The sequence below is a fragment of the Sorangium sp. So ce448 genome (genome assembly GCF_051520915.1).
Classification (GTDB): Bacteria; Myxococcota_A; Polyangia; order Polyangiales; family Polyangiaceae; genus Sorangium; species Sorangium cellulosum_B.
Map to the genome: position 1 here is coordinate 6,842,122 of NZ_CP150343.1, position 20,129 is coordinate 6,862,250.

Genomic DNA, 20,129 nt, shown 5'->3' on the forward strand with positions numbered 1-20,129 from the left:
CCTGCGCCTCGGGCGTCCTTCCGCAGAAACCAGCGCGCGCTGCGCCTTCCGGGAACGCCTGGCGCTCCTTCCGAGACAGCGAGCGAGGAGCACCGGGTCAGTCGTTCCAGACCTCATGACGGCGAGCGGGGCGCGAGAGCGCCTTGAGGCTCGGGGCGCGGCGCGGAGCTGCTCGGGCCGGCCTCAGGCGCGCCGGCGGCGGCCGCCTCGAAGTGGGCGGTGACGTGGTAAACGCCGGCCTGGAGATCGAGGCAGAGGCGCAGGCCGCTCTTCTCGAGCACCCGCATCATCGCCTTGTTGGTGAGCAGGACGTCCGCCTCGAAGCCCGAGATCCCCCGGGCTCTCGCGATCTCCGCCATCCGCCGCATGAGCAGGGTGCCGACCCCCTTGCCCTGCCACTCATCGCGGACAACGAAGGCGACGTCGGCCAGGTTGTTCTTCGGATCGACGTCGTATCGCGCCATCCCGATGAGGGTCTCGCGCTCCGGACCGGCGCAGGCCACGATGGCCATGTTCTGATCGTAATCGAGGTTCACGAGCTGCTGCATCTCCTCGTGATGATGCTCACGCTTGTGGCTCATGAAGCGGCGGTAGGTGCTCTCGTCCGAGAGGCGATAGAAGAGGTCCTGGAGCGCGGCCTCGTCGGAGAGCCGGACCGGCCGGCAGAGCAGCTCCTCGCCCGCCGGCAGGCGCGCGGCGCGCGTCTCCTGCCAGGGGTAATCCGCGCGCGAGATGACCTGATCGACGAACACGTAGCGGCGCTGCTTGGCCGCGGCGAGGAGGTCGGCGCGGTGGTCGGGGTGGGCGATCTCGATGAGCGCGAGCGCGCGCTGCCGGATGTTCCGGCCCCAGAGATCGGCGACGCCGTGCTCCGTCACCACGTAGTGCACGTCCCCGCGGCTCGTCACGATGCCGGCGCCCTGCTCGAACGCCGGCTGAATCCGGCTGATCTTGCCGTCCTTCGCGGTGGACCGGAGCGCGACGATGGGCTTGCCGCCGCAGCTCCGGGCGGCGCCCCGGATGAAGTCGACCTGACCGCCGATGCCGGAGAAGAAGCGGCCCATCAGCGTGTCGGCGGCGACCTGGCCGGTCAGGTCGACGGCGAGGGCCGCGTTGATGGCGACCATCCTGTCGTTCCTGGCGATCGTCAGCGGATCGTTGGTGAAGGCGGACCCGCGCATCTCGATGACGGGGTTGTCGTGGGCCCAATCGTAGAGGGCGCGGCTCCCGAGGAGGAACGACGTCACGAGCTTCCCTGGCAGGAGGGTCTTCCTGCGGCTCGTGATCACGCCGCGCTCGACGAGATCCATCATGCCGTCCGAGAGCATCTCGGTGTGGACGCCGAGATCGTTCCTGTCGCCGAGCGCGGCGAGGACGGCGTTCGGGATCTTGCCGATGCCCGTCTGGAGCGTGGCGCCGTCGGGCACGAGCGACGCCACGTTGCGGCCAATCGCGCGGTCGATCTCGTCGAGCGGCTCGGCCTCGCGCTCAGGCAACTCCCGGTCGACCGGGACGAGGTGGGTGATCCGGTCCACGTGCAAGAACGAGTCTCCGTGGGTGCGGGGCATTCGCGGGTTGACCTCGGCGAGGACCAGATCCGCAGAGTCGACGGCGGCGCGGACGATATCGACAGAGACGCCGAGGCTGACGAAGCCGTGAGCGTCCGGGGGGCTCACCTGGATGAGGGCCACATCGATGCGCACCCGGCGCGACAGGATTAGATTCGGGATCTCGGAGAGGAATACCGGCATGAAGTCGGCGCGCCCTTCGTGGATCGCCTCGCGGACGTTCTGGCCGATGAAGAACGCCGTGTGACGGAAGCGCCGCTCGAGACCGGGGCGGACGTACGGCGCGGGGCCCTCGGTCATCAGGTGGACGATCTCGTTGTCGGCGAGGTGGTCGCCGGACTCGACCATTGCGTTCACGAGATCGCTCGGCTCCGCGGCGCCTGAGCCGACGAGGATGCGGCGCCCCCGCGGGATCGCGCGGATTGCTCGCTCGGCGGTCGTGGTCTTGTCGGCGAAGCGCGTTTGCCAATTCGTGACCGTTTGCTGCATTGTGTGCCTTCTCCCGTGCTCCTGGTGACGTAAGGAGCGGACCATCGGTCGGAGCTTGGCGCGCACGGCGCCCTCTTCAACGTGGCTGAGCGATATGCCCTGAGCCAGCGTTGTACTCACGGCGGCCGAGCGCCAGGGCGTCGGTAGTGTCAGCTGCGCGCCAGCGCCTGGCGATGCCGCTACCAGGACCAGCGCAGGACCGCGTCGGGCTCGGCCGGCGCGGTCCGCTGCAGCGCCCAGAGCAGTCGAGCCCTCGGGCTCCGGCGAGCCCGGGCTGGGTGAGGATTCCACGCACGCGGCCCCGAGCGCCGCTCACGAGATGCCGCGAAGCGAAGGGGCATCGGAGCGAGCGCCTGCCCGAATGCCCGAATCCGATCTCTCCGGTTAAGCCTCCGTCGGGCTGTCAAGGCCGCACACCACCCACATCACGCGAAATGGCCGAACATGCGATTCTTCAGGAAGAAAGCAGCGTTACTGGGCGCGTTTGCCGCCATCGGAGCCGCAGCGGCTTGCGCTGAGAGCGTGGACTCGCCGGCGGAGCCCGGAGCGGCGGACTGCGCGTCGCCGCCGGTCGGCATCGCCGCACAACGGATAAACGACGCCGGATGGAGGATCGTCGAGGCGGCCGATTTCAACCTCGATGGCATGCAGGACGTCATCTGGAACAATCCTGGAGAGAACCTGATGGCCATCACCCTCCTGAACGGGACCCGCCTCGCCGCGCAAGGACCGAGCATCCTGGGGCCTCCTGGGGAGGGATGGGGCGTCACCACGGCGGGCGACTTCAACGGCGACGGCATGGCGGATGCCTTCTGGACGAACCCAGGACGCAGCTTGATGGCCGTATGGCTGATGGATGGAACTCACGTCCTCGCGCGAGAGCCGGAATTCCCGCGCCCCGACACCTTTGAGCCTGTCACGGGCGTGGGCGACGCCAATTTTGACGGCATGGCAGACATCGTCTGGCACAATCCGGACAGGAGCTTGATGATGCTATGGTTGATGAACGGCCCTCGCCCTCTCGCCGCCGGGCCGGAGATCCCGGCGCCGAGCGGCGCGGGCTGGAGCGGCATCGTGATGGCCGACTTCAACTCCGACGGAATGGCGGACGTGCTCTGGAACAATCCCGATCGGAACGTGATGGCCGTATCGCTCCTGCATGAAACGGAGCTCCTCGCGGAGGGCCCGGCGATCCCGGGACCGGCAGGCAACGGCTGGCGCGTCGTCATGGCGGCTGACTTCAACTCCGACGGGATGGCGGACGTGCTCTGGGGCAATCCAACGATCAGCCAGATGGCCGTGTCGCTCATGAACGGCGCTCACCTCCTCGCACAGGGGCCGGAGCTGCCTGGACCACCCGGCCAAAGCTGGGAAGTGCGCACCACCGGCGATACCAATTTCGACGGCATGGCGGATGGAGTCTGGCAGGTGACCGGGACGAATCGAATGGCCGTCTATCTGATGCACAGCACCCAGCTCTTCGTGCCGGGGCCCGAGCTCTCGGGACCGGAAGGGGGCGAGTGAGCGCCTGCGCAGGCGCCGAGGGGCCGAGCGGTCCATTCGCGGGCTCAGTCGCTCACGGCCTCCTTCACACAGCGAGGGCACGCCGTCGTCGAGCCAGGGAGGCTCGGCGGGGCAATGCTCGATGACCTCGGCCAGGCATGACGCTGGTGGTCAAAAGAACGGTACGCCGACGACGGCCACGTCCACGCCGGCCAGATGACGTGTGGCCGCCATCGAGGAAGGCCGGGCCATCAAGCAGGATATCCGCCGCTTCGTGAGCTATGTGTTCACGAGCAACGTCGCGGAGATCGTCCCGTTCTTTTTCTACGTCTTCTTCCCGATCCCCCTCCCGCTCGCGACGGTCTCGCCGATCCCGCCCGGCTGGCGGACGCGGCCGGTCGAACTACATTCCACGAAGAGGAAGCGCCGCGTTGCGAAGGACGGCCGCCTTCAGGCTGCCCATGAGCGCTCCGGGTGTCGGCCTGTGCCGCTGCCACCTGCCGATCCCGAGCTGCACGCAAGTTGGCGTCGCCGAGAGTTGGCGTCGCCGAGAGGGAGGGGTTATGTTCGATGCACAAGGGACGAGGAGCATTCTCGTTGCAGGGCTGATGGTCGTCGGCCTCACGGCGTGCGCCCACCGCCAGGCGGCCTCGCCGCCCGCCGTGCCCGCGACGAGCGGCAGCATCTACCACGCGGACATCCTGAAAGCTGCGCGCAGCAACACGGCGTATCGACGGGTCGTCTTCACCGGCGCGACGATGCAGATCGTGCTCATGAGCATCCCCCCGGGCGGCGACATCGGCGAGGAGGAGCACCGGAGGGTGGAGCAGATTCTGTTCTGCGCGGAGGGCACCGGCCGCGCCGTCATCCGCGGCGTCGATACGCCTTTCCGGCAGGGAGACGTGGTGTTCGTGGCTTCCGGGGTGCGCCACAACTTCGTCAACGACGGCTCGACGCCGCTGAAGATCTACACGATCTACTCGCCGCCGAACCACCTCCACGGTCGGGTCCAGCAGACCAAGGCGGACGCCGAGGCAGACATCGAGAATCAGGAGTTCAACCGCCGGGTGGATGAGCCTGGGCGGAGCCAGGCGCGCTGAAGCGGTGCTCCCGATGGCCCGCGAGGCCCCCCGCGCGCTGCGCCCCGCCGGCGCGGCGCCGCTCCCTGTGGCGGCCCCGGGTAGTGCTCAATTTTGCCCGAAGAGAGTTCACATGAAGGCGGTAAGGCGGGAAGATCATCGATGATTTTCTTCCCGCCTTACCGCCTTCATGTTCAATTTTGAGCACTACCCGGCGGAGCATCGCGAAGATTCCCGCCCCCCCGACCGCTTGACGCCATTGCTGGCGGGCTCAACCGTATACGCGGTGATGCGTTGTTGACGGATCGACAGCGCTGCGGAACGCGAGGTGGAGCGGGCATGAGCGCAGACCATGATACGGGGAGGACGCGGACTGGCGCGGAGCCCGGCCCCGGGAACGAACCGGCCCCGAGCTCGGCAGTCGAGCCCGCGTGCGCTCCGCGCCCCACGCCTCCCGTCGCGGACCCGTGCGCCGTGTACCCCGAGATGCGAGGAATCGACTGTGAGGCCTTCCGTCTCTCCCGGCAGGGCCTGTCGCCCGAGCAGCGCGCCGAGGCGCTCCGGCAGCTGGTTGAGCATGAATCTCGTCAAAAAGCGACTTTCCTCGGCTACCAGACCAACCTGCGTCCCCGCTATGCGGAGGATCTTGGCCGCTTCCTCGATTATCACCTGAACAACATCGGCGATCCGTTCCGCGGCAGCAGGGTCACGACGAACGTCAAGTGGATAGAGCGCGCCGTGCTCGACTACTACGCCGCGCTGTGGCGAGCGCGCTGGCCGCACGATCGCCTCGACGGCGAGTCCTACTGGGGCTTTGTGCTGACCATGGGGTCGACGGAGGGCAACCTCTACAGCCTGTGGAGCGGCAGGGACTACCTGTCAGGACGGTGCCTGCTCGAGGAGCCGGAAGAAGAGCGAGACGCCTCGCGCGCCGATGTGAGCGGCGAGCGCCGCGCGGCGCCGCAGCGCCTCGTCTATGCGCAGGCGCAGGCGCCGGCCGAGAGCCCGAACGCCTACGCTCCTCTCGCGTTCTACTCGGAGGACACCCACTACTCCATCGTCAAGGCGGTGCAGGCCCTCGACATCCGGACATTCTACGAGATCGGCGCCACGCGCTATCCGAACGACAACCCGCTCGCGCCAGGGCGACCCTGGCCGCGAGAGGTGCCCTCCGTCGGCGGCCCCGGCGGCCCCGGCGTCATCGACATCGCCGCGCTCGCCAGGCTCGTGGAGTTCTTCGCGTCGAAGGGCCACCCGATCCTCGTGTGCTTCAATTACGGGACGACCTTCAAGGGCGCCTACGACGATGTGGAGGAGGCGGGCAACGTCCTTCTCCCGATCTTGCGCAGGTACGGGCTCGACGAGCGCAAGGTCCACTGCGATCCCAGGAGGCCGGAGAAGTACGACGTCCGTACGGGCTACTGGTTCCACGTCGACGGCGCGCTCGGCGCCGCTTACATGCCCTTCCTCGAAATGGCCTACCACTCGGGCAAGATCGCCCAACGAGGGCCCAATTTCGACTTTCGTCTGCCATTCGTGCACTCGATCGTGATGAGCGGACACAAGTGGATCGGCGCGCCCTGGCCCTGCGGCGTCTACATGACGAGGACGAAGTACCTGCTGCGCCCTCCCAGCGTCCCGGAGTACATCGGATCGCCGGATACGACCTTCGCCGGGTCGAGGAACGGGCTGTCGGCCGTCGTCCTCTGGGACCACCTGGCGCGCCGCTCGTACGAGGACCAGGTCGACAAGGCGCTCTACACCGAGTCCATCGCCGCGTACGCGCACCGGCGGCTGCTCGAGCTCCAGGCCCGGCTCGGGCAGGATCTGTGGGTCGCGCGTGCCCATCTTTCGCTGGCGATCCGCTTCAAGGCCGTGAACGCCGCGCTGGAATTCAAGTACACGCTGGCGGTCGAGACGATCTACGTGGAGGGCGAGAAGCGGACTTACAACCATATCTACGCGATGGAGCACGTGACCGCCGAGCTGATCGACGCGTTCATCGAAGATCTGTCGCAGCCAGGCGCGTTCCCGGAGCAAGAGACCGCCGTGCCCCCGCCGCCGAGCGACGGCAGCGCCGCCGCCCCGCGCGGCAGGCGTCTCCACGTACCGCACAACGGGCGCGGCTTCCGGGACTGAACGCTCGCGTTCACTATCCTCGCCCGATCGCAGATGAGGGCGCTCTCACGCGCTCGAGCGCGAAGCCCGCCGATCCGGGCTCGACGTCGCCTTCAGGACCGCCGGGCCCGCCGCACGGCCATCAACGACAGCAGCTCGAACGCCAGGTTGGCGGCCAGGATCGAGGTGATATCACCATGATCGTACGGCGGGCACACCTCCACGACATCGCACCCCACGAGCTCGACCCCGCGCAGCCCTCGTACGAGCTGCAGCATCTGCTGGCTGGTGAAGCCGCCCACCTCCGGCGTGCCGGTGCCGGGCGCGAAGGCCGGGTCGGCGGCGTCGATGTCGAGCGAGACGTAGATCGGGCCGCGGAGGGCCTCTCGGATCGTCCGGATGGCAGCGGGCAGGCCGAGCTCCACGACGTCATCCATCGTGATCGCGCGCACGCCGCGCTCGCGCGCCCACTGCCAGTCCACCGCCTCGGGCGTCGGACCGCGCAGCCCCACCTGGACGTAGCGCGAAGGATCGAGGATCTTCTCCTCGATGGCGCGGCGAAACGACGTCCCGTGGCTGTAGGGCTGCTCGTCGAACTCGCGGTGCCAGGTGTCCGGGTGGGCGTCGAAGTGCACGACCCCGAGCGGGCCGAACTTCCTGGCGTGAGCGCGCATCAGCGGCAGGCTGACCGAGTGATCGCCGCCGAGGGCCAGCACCGTCGCGCCCGCCGCCAGCACGGCGTCGGCTCGGGCCTCGATGTTGGCCATCGACTCGGTGATGGATGGAGGAATGACGTTCACGTCGCCGTAGTCCACCACCTTGAGCACGTCGAGCGGCTTGACGGCGAGGGCGTTGTTGTACCCCCACAGCATCACGGACGCCTCGCGGATCCGTCGCGGCCCGAGGCGAGCGCCGCTGCGGTAGGACGTGCCGCCGTCGTACGGTACGCCGACGACGGCCACGTCCACGCCGGTCAGGTCGCGTGTGACCGGAAGACGCATGAACGACGTTATCCCGGCGAAGGGCTCGAGCTCGGCGCCAAAACCAGATTCCGGTGTGGTCATGAGGCGCTCCTGCGATGAGGGGACCCGCGCCATCCTGACCGCTCCCGCGCGCTCCAGCCAGCGCTCCGATCGACGCGCCGGGCAGCGCGGACAGCGCGAGTCCGTCGCCGTGGTCCTCGCGGGCGCCGGAGACGCGGGGGGCAGCGCCGGCATCTCATGCTGCCGGGGCGCGGGCCCGGGCACACGCGCGAGCACCACGGATCTCGCGAGCAAACGCCGGGACGTGCCGCGCGGAACCTGGACGTCCCGGAGGCGAGGCCGATGCAGCGAGAACCAGATTACCTCACCCGCGTGCCGCTGGCCTATTTCGTCACTTCGGGATACGGAGACACCGACTTCGGCGGTGGGCTCGATCCGTGGCATACGGGGTCGTTCGATCTGGCCCTGGCGATGGGCGGCGTCGAGAACTTCAATGTCGTCCTCTGCAGCTCGGTGATCCCGCCGGAGGCGTACGAGATCCCCATCGAGGTCGCAAAGGCCCACTTCCGCCACGGTGCGGTGATGGAGGTGATCATGGCCTCCGTGAACGGGAAGGCAGGCGAGACCGTCACGGCGGGGCTGGGCCGCGTGCGCGTCCGCGATCGGTTGACCGGCGCCTGTATCGGCGGGTTCGCCGCCGAGTACGAGGGGCACGACGACGCCGCCACGGCCGCAAGCACGCTCCGTCGCGAGCTGGAGGGAATTGCGCTGCGCCGCTATGGCGCCGCGCAGGTCGACCTCGAGTTCGCCGAGCCGGCGATCGCCTCGCGCCAGGTACAGAACAAGTACGGCACCGCCATCGCCGCGCTGTGCTGGCTCACCTATTCGCTCCCGCAGCTGACCGAGCCGCAGCGCGAGGCGCTGCGCGCCGCGGAGAAGGTGGATCGCTGGCCTCCGGCGCCCGCGAAACGGTGAATGCGCCCTGGCCGATGCGCTCGAATCCGCGTGGAGCGACGCCGCGGCCGAGGCATGCGATGGGCTATCCTCGACCGCCGAGGTAGGCGGAGCTCACGGCCAGGTCCGTGCTCAGCTCGCCAGCGGAGCCCTGCAGCGTGATGCGGCCCGCCTCCAGGACGTACGCGCGGCTCGCCACGCGGAGCGCCGCGCGGGCGTTCTGCTCGACCATGAGCACGGTCGTGCCTGCCTCGTTGATCTCCCGGACCGTCCGGAAGATGAAGCGCCGCAGGTTCGGCGAGAGCCCCATGGACGACTCGTCGAGCATGAGGAGCACGGGGCGGGCCATCAGCGCGCGCCCGAGGGCGAGCATCTGCTGCTCGCCTCCGGAGAGCGTGCCTGCCATGTGGCTCCGCAGCCCGAGGAGCTGGGGAAACATCCCGTAGATCCGGCGCAGGTCCTCCTTCACGCGCTCTCGCTGCGCTCGGACCGAGAACGCCCCCACGAGGAGGTTCTCCTCGACGGTGAGCGGCTCGAAGATGCGCCGGCCCTCGGGCGCTTGCACGACGCCCATGCGGACGATCTCTTCGGGGCGACGCCCGGTGATGTCCTGGCCCCGAAACAAGATCTCGCCCTGCCTGGGCTTCACGATGCCCGAGATGGCCCCGAGGACCGTGCTCTTGCCCGCGCCGTTGTTGCCCAGGAGGGTCACGATCTCCCCCTCGTCGACGTGGAGGTCGATGCCCTTGAGCGCCTCGACCGTGCCATGGAAGGCATGGACGCCCTTCAGCTCAAGGAGCTTGTTCGATGTCCTCATCCGACTCCCTCCCGAGGTAGGCGTCGATCACCCTCGGGTCGCGCCGGACCTCGGCCGGCGCCCCCTCGGCGAGCTTCTCTCCGTGATCCAGCACGATCAGCCTGGAGGTGATCGACATGATCAAGGTCATGTCGTGATCGATGAGGAGGAGGGTGACGCCGGCGTCCCGGATCCTGTGGATGAGATCCATGAGCGCGATCTTCTCCGGCGTGCTCAGCCCCGCGGCCGGCTCGTCGAGGAGCAGCAGCGTGGGGCGGACCGCCATGGCGCGGGCGATCTCCAGGCGGCGCTGGGCGCCGTAGGGCAGGTTGCCGGCCGCCCGCCTGGCCTCGCCGGCGAGGCCGACGAACTCCAGCCAGCGCCGGGCCTGCGCCCGGGCCTCCCGCTCCTCGCGCACCTGCGAGGGCAGGCGCAGCACGGAGGAGAGGAGCCTCGCCCGGGTGCGGCAGTGCGTGCCGGACAGGACGTTCTCCTCCGCAGAGAGCTGGGGGAACAGGCGCAGGTTCTGGAAGGTGCGGGAGAGCCCCAGGGCCGCGCGCTCGTCGGGGCGCAGGCGCAACAGCGATCGCCCGCCGAACACGATCGAACCGGCGAAGGGACGATAAAAGCCGCTGATGCAGTTGAACACGCACGTCTTGCCGGCGCCGTTCGGGCCGATGAGCCCCAGCGTCTCTCCCGCCTCCACGCAGAAGCTCAGGGACCGGATCGCGGTGTGGCCGCCGAAACGAAGGCTCATGTCCTCGACCTCCAGCAGCGCCACGGCGCTACTCCTCTGCTCTCCTCGGAGCCGGCCACAGCCCGGTCGGACGAAAGAGCATGAGCAGCACGAGCGCTGCGCCGAAGATCAGATATCGAAACCCGGCGACCGGCCGGAGGAGCTCGGGGAGGATCGTGACCAGCGCGCCGCCCAGGATGGCGCCGGGCACGCTGCCGGCGCCGCCCACGATCACGGCCAGGAGAAAGAGGACGGAGCGCATGAAGCTGAAGCTCGCCGGGGCGACCGCGGTCATCTTCATCGCGAAGACCGCGCCGGCGACGCCGGCGCAGAAGGTGCCTATCTGGTAGGCGAGGAGCCGGTAGCTCAACGTGCGGATGCCCATGGCCTCTGCGGCCTCCTCGTCTTCCCGCAAGAAGGCCCATGCTCGTCCGATGCGAGATTCGCGCAGGCGGGCCGCGGCGCACGCGGCGATGACCAGCAATGCCAGCGTCGTGTAGTAGTAGTGCACCGGTCGCTCCAGCCGGAGCCCGAGGAGCGACGGAGGAGCGAGGCCGAAGATGCCGCTGGGGCCGCCGGTCGCGTCCAGGTTGGTGGCGGTGATCCGGGTGATCTCGCCGAAGCCCAGCGTCACGATGGCCAGATAATCGCGGCGGAGCCGGAGCACGAGGAGGCCGATGAGGGAGCCCAGCGCCATGGCGGCGGCGCCGCTGGCGGGCAAGGCCAGCGTGAAGGAGAGCCCGGCGCGCTGGGTGAGGAGCGCCGCCGTGTACGCGCCGACGGCGAAGTATGCGGCGTGCCCGAGATCGAGGAGGCCGGCATAACCGACGACGACGTTCAGGCCCACGGCCACCGTCATGTAAATGAGGGCCATGACCGCGATGTCCATGAGATAAGGATCCTGCACCCCGAGCGGCAGGGCGACCGCGAGCAACAGCAGCGCTGCGGCCCCCCACCGCCGGAGGAGCCGCCTTCCGCCGGAGCCGATCGCAGCGAGGCGCCCCACCCTCACATCCTCTTGCCGACGCGCTCGCCGAGCAGCCCGGTGGGCTTGATGAGCAGGATCGCGATGAGGGCGGCGAACGCGAAGACATCCTTCCACTGGCCGCCCACGCTCCGCGTCCCGATGACCTCCAGGAGCCCGAGCATCATCCCGCCCACCACGGCGCCCGAGAGGTTCCCGATGCCACCCAGGACCGAGGCGGTGAACGCCTTGATCCCGACGATGAAGCCCATCAGGAAGTTGATCTGGCCATAATACAGGCCGGCCATCACGCCCCCTGCCGCCGCCATGACGGCTCCCAGGAGGAACGCGAGGGAGATCATCCTGTCGACGTCGATGCCCATCAGCTGGGCTGTCTCGGCGTCGAAGGCCGTGGCGCGCATGGCCAGGCCGACGGTGGACCCCCCGATGATCCGGCGCAAGGCCCACATCAGCGCGAGCGCGGTCGCCAGGATGGCGATGTGGGCATATCCCACGTGGACGCCCAGCAGCGACGTCCCGGCTCGCGTCAGGACGACGGGATATACACGGAAGCTGGGCCCCCAGGGCTCGAAGAGCATGATGGCATTCTCCAGGAGGAGCGACATGCCGACGGCCGTGATGAGGAGGACGAGCCTGGGAGAGCGGCGCAGCGGGCGATAGGCGACCCGCTCCATCAGCGCGCCCACGCCGCCCGTGACGGCCATGGCGGCGAGCAAGGCAAGGCCGATCCCGAGCGCGCCCGCGCCGAGGAAGGACCCGCTCGCGAGCGCGAGGGCGCTGTAGCCGACGAAGGCGCCGAGCGCGTAGAGGTCGCCGTGCGCGAAGTTGATCATGCGCATGATCCCGTAAACCATGCTGTATCCCAGGGCGACCAGGGCGTAGAACGAACCGATGACCAGCGCGTTCAAGAGCTGCTCGAGCGCGTTCGAGAGGCGGCTCGTGGAGCCAGCGGGGGGCCCGGGCTCCGCCGCCGCGCGCGGCGGCGGAGAGGGCGCGGCATCGGCGCGCGGGGCGGCGGGCCCCTGGACGAGCGTGAATCTGCCCTTCCTGATCTCGAGGACCACGAAGGCCGCGTTCTGTCGCCTGCCGGAGGCGTCGAAGGAGACCGCGCCGGTCACGCCATCGTAGTGAATGGCGCGAATGGCCGCGGCGACCGCGGCGCGGTCGGTGGAGCCCGCCGCCTGGATGGCCGCTGCGACGATCTGCGCGGCGTCGTACGCCTGCGCGCTGTAAGGGCCTGGCTCGCCGTGAGCCGCCGCGTAGCGCCGCGCCCAGCCCGCGGCGCCCGGCAGCTCGGCCGCGCTCGGGGGGCTCGTGACGAACACGCCCTCTGCGCTGGCGAGGCCGGCGGTGGCGATGAGGGCGGCGTCGCGCGAGCCGTCGCCGACCATGATCGAGGCGTCGATGCCCTGACCACGGGCCTGCCTGATGATGAGGCCCCCCTCGGCGTAGTATCCAGTCCAGTAGATGGCGTCCGGGCGCCTGGCCTTGAGGTGCGTCAGCACGGCGGAGAAGTCCCGCTCGCCGGGCGTCACCGCATCGAAGGCGACGACGTCGGCCTTCCCGCGGAGCTCCTCCCGCGTGAGATCGGCCAGCTCCCTTGCGAACGCGGAGTTGTCGTGGAGGATGGCGATCCTCCGTTTGCCCAGCGTGGAGGTGAGGAAGTCGGCGGCCGTGCGGGCCTGGACCTGGTTGTTCGGGAGCATCAGGTTGATGGTGTCAAACCCCTGCATCGTCAGCTTGACGGCGTTGGCCCCCGGGACGACGGCGCCCATGCGGGCGCCGTGATAGACAGGCTCGGCGGGCAGGAGGGCGCCGCTGCAATAGCCGGAGATGGCCGCGACGGCGCCCTGCGCGGCGAGCTTGTGGGCCGCGGCCACCGCGGCCTCTGCGTCGCAGGCGTCGTCCTCGAACCTGACCTCCAGCCTGCGATCCAGCACGCCGCCGCGACCGTTGATCTCGTCGACGGCCATCTCGATGGCCTGTCTCATGTCCTGCCCCATCTTGGCGCTGGAGCCGGTGAGCGGGACCGCCGAGCCGATGACGATGGCGTCGCCAGCGCTGCGTTCGCCACGGATCGGGCCGCACGCTCCGGCGACGAGCGCGACGCACGTAGCAACCAGGCGCAGCAGGCGACCGGGCGAAGGCTTGCTCTCGAGACGCACGTTACCGTCCGGCTATTGGGCGCATGCTGCGCGCGTCAAGGTGCCCGTCAGACACGGCCGGGGGCGGCCATCACCGCGCTCAACCACGCCTGCCCGGCGCCCGGACGCCTGAGGCGCCCCAGGCGACGGCCCTGACGTGACGCTCGCCGTTACGCATCCCATAGTTGCGTAGTTGCGCTCTCGGCGGCTACGGAGCAGCAGGCCGTGCCGCGCTGCGCGTGCTCGATGCGCCGGCGCGAGCAGGCGCACCCAGGAGGAACCATGGCAAGGCTGTCCCATGTTCTCTCTGCCATCGATACCCATAGCGGCGGCGAGCCGAATCGCATCCTCATGAGCGGTGTGCCGCCCCTGCCGGGAGCCACGATGGCCGAGAGGAAGGAGTACATGCGGGCGCACCTGGATCACATCCGTACGCTCGCGGTACAGGAGCCCAGGGGGCACCGTGACATGCTGGGCGCCGTGCTCACGCCCCCCGTGACGGCCGGCGCCCACCACGGCGTGATCTTCATCGAGGGCAGGAGCTACCCCGATATGTGCGGCCACGGGATCGTCTGCATCGCGACCGCGCTCCTCGAGACCGGCGCGATCCTGCCTCACGCGCCGGAGGGCTCCCTCGTCTTCGATACGCCCGCAGGGACCGTCGAAGCGCATGCGCGGATCGAAGGGCATCAGGTGGCCGATGTGACCGTGGTCAATGTCCCCTCCTTCCTTTACGCCGATGGCGTCGAGGTTCAGCTCCCGGGCGGCAGGGAAGTCAAGATCGCCGTGGCGTTCGGCGGCAACTTCTTCGCCCTGGCGAGAGCGGAGGACCTCGGGGTCTCGATCCGCCCCGAGAATGCGGCGAGGCTGGTCCAGCTGGGCGTGGCGCTGAGGAAGGCGGTCAATGAATCGATGCGGGTGCGCCACCCGACGGCGCCGCACATCACCACGGTCGAGATGGTCGAGATCTACGAGGCGCCGGCGCCGGGAGGCCATGGCGCGAAGAACGCGGTCATCTTCGGAGAGGGACAGCTGGATCGGTCGCCCTGCGGTACCGGCACCTCGGCCATCATGGCCATGCTCCACGCGCGAGGGGACCTCCCGCTGGGCGTGGAGTTCGCCAATGAGAGCATCCTGGGAACGAGGTTTCTCGGGAGGCTCACGCGACAATGGCAGATAGGCGAGACTTGCGTGGTCGAGCCGGTCTTCACCGGACAGGCGTACATCACCGGGCTCCAGCAGTTGCTCGTCGACCCGGACGATCCGTTCCGGTTCGGCTTCGTGCTGGGGAGATAGCGGGGTCTTCTTGGCGCCCTTGGCGGCCTGGCGGTTCGCTTCCCCCGCCGACTTCCCGCAGCTCATCTACGCATGGAAGGGTGCCGCCTTCACTCCACAGCCAGCCTGCGGGAGATGGGAGGTGCGGGTGTCGGAGGCGGGCGCGCGTCCGAGGTCATCCGTCTCCCCGCGCCCGGCTCTTGCATGACCATGACGACGACACGAGCCGCGGGAGCGGTGACGAGCCATGGTGCAGTTTCCACACGAGATCTCGGCGATCGAACGCACCCGGCTGGATAGCCCACCAGGAGCCAGAAGAGGGAATGCCGTATGTCCATTTCCTTGAAAGCCGCGAATCTCCACAGGAACGCCCCTGCCGTCCTCTGCTGCCGGGCGCCGAAGGGCGCCGTCATCGGCGCCGTACACCTGGAGGATCCCTCCATTTTCACCGAGCTCGAGGGCTCGGGGCTCCTTTCGATCCCCGCGGGCGCGCTGACCATCGGCCAGGTGCTGGGGGCGACGCTCAAGGAGACCGCCGACGCCCTCACTCCGCTGACCGCGGCGCTCGTCGAAGACCTCCCCGGCTCCGCCGCGTGCTGCGCCGCGCCCCTCGAGCCTGCCGCGCCGCCGGGATGGGTTGTGCGCACGCTCACGCACAGGAACTACGACGTCAGCCGGGTAGAAATCAGTGGCGTGACCTACTTCGAGGACGGGCGGCTGACGGTCCGCGAGTCGCTGTGCAGGGAGTCGCTGAAGGCCGATCCCCTCGTCAAAAAGGTGGAGATGGATGTCATCACGCCCGACAGGCGGCACGTCTTCTCCAATACCATCATGGATGTGATCCCGGTCGCCACGAAGGTGGAGGGCAAGCTCGGCGAGGGCGTGACTCACGTGATGGATGGCGTGGTGTTCATCCTCACGGGCGTGGACGAAGCTGGCATTCAGCTTCACGAGTTCGGCTCCTGCGAGGGATATCTGGATGAGAAGATCAGCTTCGGCCGCCCGGGCTGCCCGGACTCCGGCGACCTCATGGTGCGCGTCAACGTCGTCATCCAGGCCGGCACCGGCATGGAGCGCCGCGGCCCCTATGCGGCGCACAAGGCGTGCGATGCCATCATGCAAGAGGTCCGCGAAGCGCTCAAGAGAGCCCCCACGAGCGGCCGCATCGGGGGGAAGACCTACAGCGACATGAAGAAGCCCGGCAGGCCGCGCGTCGTGCTCGTCAAGGAGATCATGGGCCAGGGCGCGATGCACGAGAAGTTGCTGCTGCCCGCCGAGCCCGCGGGCGTCGAGGGCGGCCGCCGGAATGTCGACCTTGGCAACGTGCCGGTCGTGCTCTCCCCCAACGAGGTGCGCGACGGCGGCATCCACGCGCTGACCTGCGTCGGCCCCGCGACCAAGGAGGGCACGCGCCACTATTTCCGTGAGCCGCTGCTGCGCCTGATGGCGGAGGACGAGGAGATCGGCCTCGTGGGGGTCGTCTTCATCGGCAGCCCGCAAGTCAATGATGAGAAGGCGTTCGTCTCGGCGCGGCTCGGGGCGCTCGTGGAGGCGCTCGACGTGGACGGCGCGATCGTCACGACCGAGGGCTTCGGCAACAACCATATCGACTTCGCCGACAGCATCGAGCAAATCGGCGCGCGCGGGGTCAGCGTGGTCGGCGTGTCGTTCTCTGCCTGTCAGGGCCAGCTCGTCGTCGGCAACCGATACATGGACGCGATGATCGAGCTCAACAAGAACCCGGAGGGCCGTGAGAGCGAGATCCTCGGTGAGAGCACCTTGTGCCTCGAGGACGCGCGGCGCGCCCTTCTCATGCTCAAGACGAAGATGGCGGGTATCCCGATCGCGCCTGCCAACCGCAGGTGGACCCAGTCGGTCATCGACGCAAACCAGAGGCTCGTCAAGTGAGGGAGCGGCATGGAGTACGCGCTGGAGCCCAGACCGCTGCTCTGACGTGAGGAGAGGCGCCATGAAGCTGACGACGGCGACAGGGCTGAAGAGCGAGATAGTTGTTCCGATCACGCCGCCTGCGGTCTGGACCCCCCTCGCGAAGCCGCTGGCTGAGTGCGTCGTGGCCCTCTGCACGGCGGGCGGCGTCCACCTGAAATCCCAGAGGCCGTTCGTCCTGTCCGGCGATCACACGTTTCGCGAAATCCCATCGACGACGCCCTCGTCCGAGCTGATGGTCAGCCACGGCGGCTTCGACAACAGCGACGTCAACAGGGACATCAACGCGATGTTCCCGATTGACCGACTGCGCGAGCTCGAGGCCGAGGGCTTCGTCGGCAAGGTCGCGCCGACGCTGATCGGGTTCATGGGGGGCGGCGGCGACGTGGACAGATTCCGCGGCGAGAGCGGGCCGGCCATCGCAGAGATCCTGAAGGACGAGGGCGTGGACATCGCTGTGTTCACGGGCGGCTGCGGTACATGCCACCGCTCGGCGGTCGTGGTGCAGCGCGCCGTGGAGACCGCGGGCATGTCCACGATCCTCATCGCGGCGCTGCCTCCGATCGCCAGGCAGCAGGGCGCGCCCCGCGTCACCGCGCCCCGTGTGCCCATCGGTTCGAACGCCGGCGAGCCCCGCAACGTGGAGATGCAGACGGCGATCCTCAAGGATACCCTCCGCGCCGTCGAGGAGATGACTCATTTCGGGCAGATGAAGGCGCTTCCGTACGAATACCGGCACGACGTGTGAGCCCGCACGTCCGCTGCCGGTGGTCTCGTCGCCGCCCTCACGGCCGCCGCGCCGCGTCGAGCAAGAGCCGCCGCTCGGCCGCCGCGATGACCTGGCGCGCCGCGGGCTCGGCGTCCGGGTTCACCGAGATCGAGGTGATACCGAGCCGCACGAGGTGCTCGGCGAACTCGGGGCGGTTCGACGGCGCCTGGCCGCAGAGCGACGAGGTGATCCCGGCCGCCCTGCACGCCTGGATGATCCGCCCGATGGCGTCGAGCACCGCCGCGTCGGACTCGTCGAACAGCTCGGCGCACACCGCGGAGTCGCGGTCCACCCCGAGCATGAGCTGGGTCAGATCGTTCGAGCCGATCGAGACGCCGTCGATGCCCATGCGCGCATACTCCGGGATCCAGAACGCGACGGAGGGCACCTCCGCCATGACCCAGCGGTGCAGCCCGCGCTGGCGGCCGAGCGGGCTCCGATCGATGAGCTCCAGACAAGCGGCGAGCTCCCAGCGCGTGCGGACGAACGGGATCATGACATGCAGGTTCGGCGTCTCCTCGCGGACGCGGGCGAGCACCTCGAGCTCGAGCGCGAACAGCTCCGGCTCCCGGACGTACCGGTAGCAGCCGCGGTATCCGATCATCGGGTTCTCCTCGGCGGGCTCGAATTGCTCACCCCCCTTGAGCCCGCGGAACTCGTTGGTGCGGAAATCGTAGGTCCGGTAGATGACCGGACGGGGCTGGAAAGCGCGGGTGATGCGGAGCAGCGAGGCCGACATCTTCTGGAGGAACTCGTCGCGGCCGCCCGACGCGATCAGGGCCTTCGGATGCACGCCGCCGAGCGCGTCGAGCAGCATGAACTCGGCCCGGAGCAGCCCCACGCCGTCGACGGGCAACGCGGCCACCTCCTCGGCGCGCTCGGCGATCGCCAGGTTCACGTAGAGCCGCGTGCCGAGCACCGCCGGCGAAGCCGCGCGCGAGCCGGCGGCGGCCGGCACGCGCTCGGCCGGCGCTTCGGCCTTCGCGGCGGCCCCGGCTCCCGCACCCGCGGGTGCCCCGTCCGGAGCGGCCCTAGGCGCCTCCGCGGCGGGCCGGGCCCCTTCGAGGACCTTGCCGTGCGCGCCGTCGACGGTGACGATCTCGCCGTCCCGCAGGGTCCGCGTGGCGGCGCGCGTGCCCACGACACAGGGGATGCGGAGCTCGCGGCTGACGATCGCGGCGTGGCAGGTCATCCCGCCGCTGTCCGTGACGAGGGCCGCCGCGCGCCGGATGGCGGGCACCCAGTCGGGCGACGTCATGGGCGCCACGAGGACCTCGCCGGCCTTCAGCCGTTGCCCCTCCTCCGGCGAGCGGAGCACGCGCACCGTCCCGGAGGCCGTGCCCGGGGACGCGCCGAGCCCCGAGACAAGGAGCTCTCCGGGGGCGGGGTGCGGCGCGCCCAGCGTGGTGATCGGGCGGGTCTGCACCAGGTACGTCGCCCCGCCCTCGACAGCCCACTCGATGTCCTGGGGAGCGTCGTAATGCCCTTCGACCTGCAGCGCGAGGCGCGCGAGCTCGAGCACCTCGTCGTCCTTGAGCACGCGCCGCGCGCCCTCGTCCTCCGGCAGATCCACGCGCAGCTCTCCGCCGTCCGGCGCGCGCACCAGCTTGAACGCCTTGTGGCCGACGCGCGCCTCCAGCAGCTGCGGCCCGCGCTTCGCGACCGTGTACGTGTCCGGCTCGACCTGCCCGCCCACCACGACCTCGCCGAGCCCGAACGCCGCCTCGATGACGAGGCGTGACGTGTCCTTCGTGGCGGGATCCGCGGTGAAGATGACGCCGGAGCGCTCGGAGCTCACCATGCGCTGCACGACGACCGCCAGGGCGGGCTCCTCCGTCAGGCGCTGGGATTTCCGATAGCTGACCACGCGCTCGCCGAAGGCGGAGGCCCAGCAGTCGCGCACGCGATCCAGCAACGCTTGCTCGCCGGTCACGTCGGTGTACGTCTCGTGCATGCCTGCGAACGAGGTCGACGCCGAGTCCTCCGAGGTGGCGGACGACCGGACGGCCACGATGGTGTCGAGCCCCAGCCTCCGGTAGGCATCGACGATCTCCACCTGGATCTCTGCCGGGAGCGGCGCGGCCCGGACGAGGCGCTGCAGCGCGGCGCAGGTCGCGCGCAGCCCGGCCGGGTCGCTCGGATCGGCCTCGGTGAAGAGCGCTACGAGCTGCTTTCGCACGCCCGCTGCGTCCATCGCCGCGAGGTACGCGTCCGCGGTGATGACGAAGCCCGGTGGCACGGGCAGGCCGGCGCGCGTGAGCTCCCCGAGGTTGCTGCCCTTTCCGCCGGCGGACGCGACGTCCGCGCGAGACAACGAATCGAACCAGAGGACGTGTTCGGTCACCGTGTCTCCTCGTCGAGAGCAGATGAACCCGCTCGGCGCTGCGACGCCGGCGGCACGCTCGAGCACCCGCGCGTGCGCGGGGTACGGGAGCAACATCCGGACCCGGCGCCGCACACACGAGCGCGCTCACGGGCAGTGCGCCACGCCGCCCGGGCTCGTCGGTTGCCCTCGATCTCGCATCGCGTCGCGGTCAGCCTCGTCCCCGACGCTCGTGGCCAGCAGCGAGCGCGCGGGGGGCGTCGTCTCGAACGTCGCCGCGCAGAGCTCGCTGGCGCTCCGGCCCGGACTCTCATCAACCTGCCACCTCGCGCAGGCGGCCTCGGCGTTATACACTGCATCGAAGCCATACGAGCGCGCGAGGTTGGCGGCGCTTGTCCGAGAGTACAGTCCGGCAGGGGCGCATGCGCTGTGTCTCCTTTGCAGGTCCGTTCTCCTCTGG

The 20,129-nt window shown here is 69.4% G+C and carries 14 protein-coding genes; 7 read left to right on the plus strand and 7 right to left on the minus strand.

The window, feature by feature from the left end:
- Positions 1-113: 113 nt before the first annotated feature.
- Complete coding sequence (locus tag WMF45_RS25790; protein WP_437719474.1) at positions 114-2,057, minus strand: GNAT family N-acetyltransferase; 1,944 nt, start codon at positions 2,055-2,057, stop codon at positions 114-116.
- Between the two features lie 444 nt (positions 2,058-2,501).
- Between WMF45_RS25790 and WMF45_RS25795 the strand changes: the two genes are divergently transcribed.
- The 3 genes from WMF45_RS25795 to WMF45_RS25805 all read left to right on the plus strand — a co-directional run bounded on the left by WMF45_RS25795 (position 2,502) and on the right by WMF45_RS25805 (position 6,778).
- Positions 2,502-3,581 carry an FG-GAP repeat domain-containing protein gene (locus WMF45_RS25795; protein ID WP_437719475.1) on the plus strand — a complete coding sequence of 360 codons (1,080 nt, stop codon included), beginning with the start codon at positions 2,502-2,504 and terminating at the stop codon, positions 3,579-3,581.
- Positions 3,582-4,123: 542 nt separating this feature from the next.
- On the plus strand, positions 4,124-4,660 hold the full coding sequence (locus tag WMF45_RS25800; RefSeq protein WP_437719476.1) for a cupin domain-containing protein: 537 nt from the start codon (positions 4,124-4,126) through the stop codon (positions 4,658-4,660).
- A 465-nt stretch (positions 4,661-5,125) separates the two neighbouring features.
- Positions 5,126-6,778: a pyridoxal-dependent decarboxylase gene (locus WMF45_RS25805; protein WP_437719477.1), complete on the plus strand. Its 1,653-nt coding sequence runs from the start codon at positions 5,126-5,128 to the stop codon at positions 6,776-6,778.
- Between the two features lie 92 nt (positions 6,779-6,870).
- Here the strand turns inward: WMF45_RS25805 and speB are convergent, their stop codons facing one another.
- On the minus strand, positions 6,871-7,821 hold the full coding sequence (gene speB, locus WMF45_RS25810) for an agmatinase (RefSeq protein ID WP_437707073.1): 951 nt from the start codon (positions 7,819-7,821) through the stop codon (positions 6,871-6,873).
- Positions 7,822-8,082: 261 nt separating this feature from the next.
- Here speB and WMF45_RS25815 point away from each other — a divergent pair, with 261 nt between their 5' ends.
- Positions 8,083-8,715 (plus strand): pyruvoyl-dependent arginine decarboxylase, encoded by a 633-nt coding sequence (locus WMF45_RS25815; RefSeq protein WP_437707075.1) that lies wholly within the window; start codon positions 8,083-8,085, stop codon positions 8,713-8,715.
- Positions 8,716-8,779: 64 nt separating this feature from the next.
- On the opposite strand, the gene WMF45_RS25820 is transcribed toward WMF45_RS25815, so the two are convergent.
- The 4 genes from WMF45_RS25820 to WMF45_RS25835 are packed head-to-tail and all read right to left on the minus strand — an operon-like array spanning position 8,780 to position 13,376.
- The gene (locus WMF45_RS25820; RefSeq protein WP_437707076.1) at positions 8,780-9,511 is read right to left on the minus strand and encodes an ABC transporter ATP-binding protein; all 732 of its coding nucleotides are present in this window, start codon (positions 9,509-9,511) and stop codon (positions 8,780-8,782) included.
- Positions 9,486-10,271, minus strand: a complete 786-nt coding sequence (locus WMF45_RS25825) for an ABC transporter ATP-binding protein (RefSeq protein ID WP_437707078.1) — start codon at positions 10,269-10,271, stop codon at positions 9,486-9,488. Before WMF45_RS25825 ends, WMF45_RS25820 begins: the two co-directional genes overlap by 26 nt.
- Before the next feature lie 4 nt (positions 10,272-10,275).
- Positions 10,276-11,232: a branched-chain amino acid ABC transporter permease gene (locus WMF45_RS25830; RefSeq protein WP_437707080.1), complete on the minus strand. Its 957-nt coding sequence runs from the start codon at positions 11,230-11,232 to the stop codon at positions 10,276-10,278.
- A gap of 2 nt (positions 11,233-11,234) precedes the next feature.
- The gene (locus WMF45_RS25835; RefSeq protein WP_437707082.1) at positions 11,235-13,376 is read right to left on the minus strand and encodes an ABC transporter substrate-binding protein; all 2,142 of its coding nucleotides are present in this window, start codon (positions 13,374-13,376) and stop codon (positions 11,235-11,237) included.
- 261 nt (positions 13,377-13,637) lie between these two features.
- Here WMF45_RS25835 and WMF45_RS25840 point away from each other — a divergent pair, with 261 nt between their 5' ends.
- The 3 genes from WMF45_RS25840 (at position 13,638) to prdB (ending at position 17,325) form a co-directional block, all read left to right on the plus strand.
- A complete protein-coding gene (locus WMF45_RS25840) occupies positions 13,638-14,651 on the plus strand; it encodes a proline racemase family protein (protein ID WP_437707084.1) in 1,014 nt (337 codons plus the stop codon).
- 309 nt (positions 14,652-14,960) lie between these two features.
- Complete coding sequence (gene prdA / locus WMF45_RS25845) at positions 14,961-16,538, plus strand: D-proline reductase (dithiol) proprotein PrdA (protein WP_437707086.1); 1,578 nt, start codon at positions 14,961-14,963, stop codon at positions 16,536-16,538.
- A gap of 61 nt (positions 16,539-16,599) precedes the next feature.
- Positions 16,600-17,325 carry a D-proline reductase (dithiol) protein PrdB gene (prdB, locus tag WMF45_RS25850; RefSeq protein WP_437707088.1) on the plus strand — a complete coding sequence of 242 codons (726 nt, stop codon included), beginning with the start codon at positions 16,600-16,602 and terminating at the stop codon, positions 17,323-17,325.
- A 37-nt stretch (positions 17,326-17,362) separates the two neighbouring features.
- Here the strand turns inward: prdB and ppsA are convergent, their stop codons facing one another.
- Positions 17,363-19,690, minus strand: coding sequence for a phosphoenolpyruvate synthase (gene ppsA, locus WMF45_RS25855; RefSeq protein WP_437707090.1), 2,328 nt, complete (start codon positions 19,688-19,690; stop codon positions 17,363-17,365).
- Positions 19,691-20,129 lie beyond the last annotated feature (439 nt).

Bases quoted from the DNA above. Each gene is read 5' to 3' on its own strand.
- WMF45_RS25790 (WP_437719474.1), bottom strand. From the start codon at position 2,057: ATGCAGCAAACGGTCACGAATTGGCAAACGCGCTTCGCCGACAAGACC.
- WMF45_RS25795 (WP_437719475.1), top strand. From the start codon at position 2,502: ATGCGATTCTTCAGGAAGAAAGCAGCGTTACTGGGCGCGTTTGCCGCC.
- WMF45_RS25800 (WP_437719476.1), top strand. From the start codon at position 4,124: ATGTTCGATGCACAAGGGACGAGGAGCATTCTCGTTGCAGGGCTGATG.
- WMF45_RS25805 (WP_437719477.1), top strand. From the start codon at position 5,126: ATGCGAGGAATCGACTGTGAGGCCTTCCGTCTCTCCCGGCAGGGCCTG.
- speB (WP_437707073.1), bottom strand. From the start codon at position 7,821: ATGACCACACCGGAATCTGGTTTTGGCGCCGAGCTCGAGCCCTTCGCC.
- WMF45_RS25815 (WP_437707075.1), top strand. From the start codon at position 8,083: ATGCAGCGAGAACCAGATTACCTCACCCGCGTGCCGCTGGCCTATTTC.
- WMF45_RS25820 (WP_437707076.1), bottom strand. From the start codon at position 9,511: ATGAGGACATCGAACAAGCTCCTTGAGCTGAAGGGCGTCCATGCCTTC.
- WMF45_RS25840 (WP_437707084.1), top strand. From the start codon at position 13,638: ATGGCAAGGCTGTCCCATGTTCTCTCTGCCATCGATACCCATAGCGGC.
- prdA (WP_437707086.1), top strand. From the start codon at position 14,961: ATGTCCATTTCCTTGAAAGCCGCGAATCTCCACAGGAACGCCCCTGCC.
- prdB (WP_437707088.1), top strand. From the start codon at position 16,600: ATGAAGCTGACGACGGCGACAGGGCTGAAGAGCGAGATAGTTGTTCCG.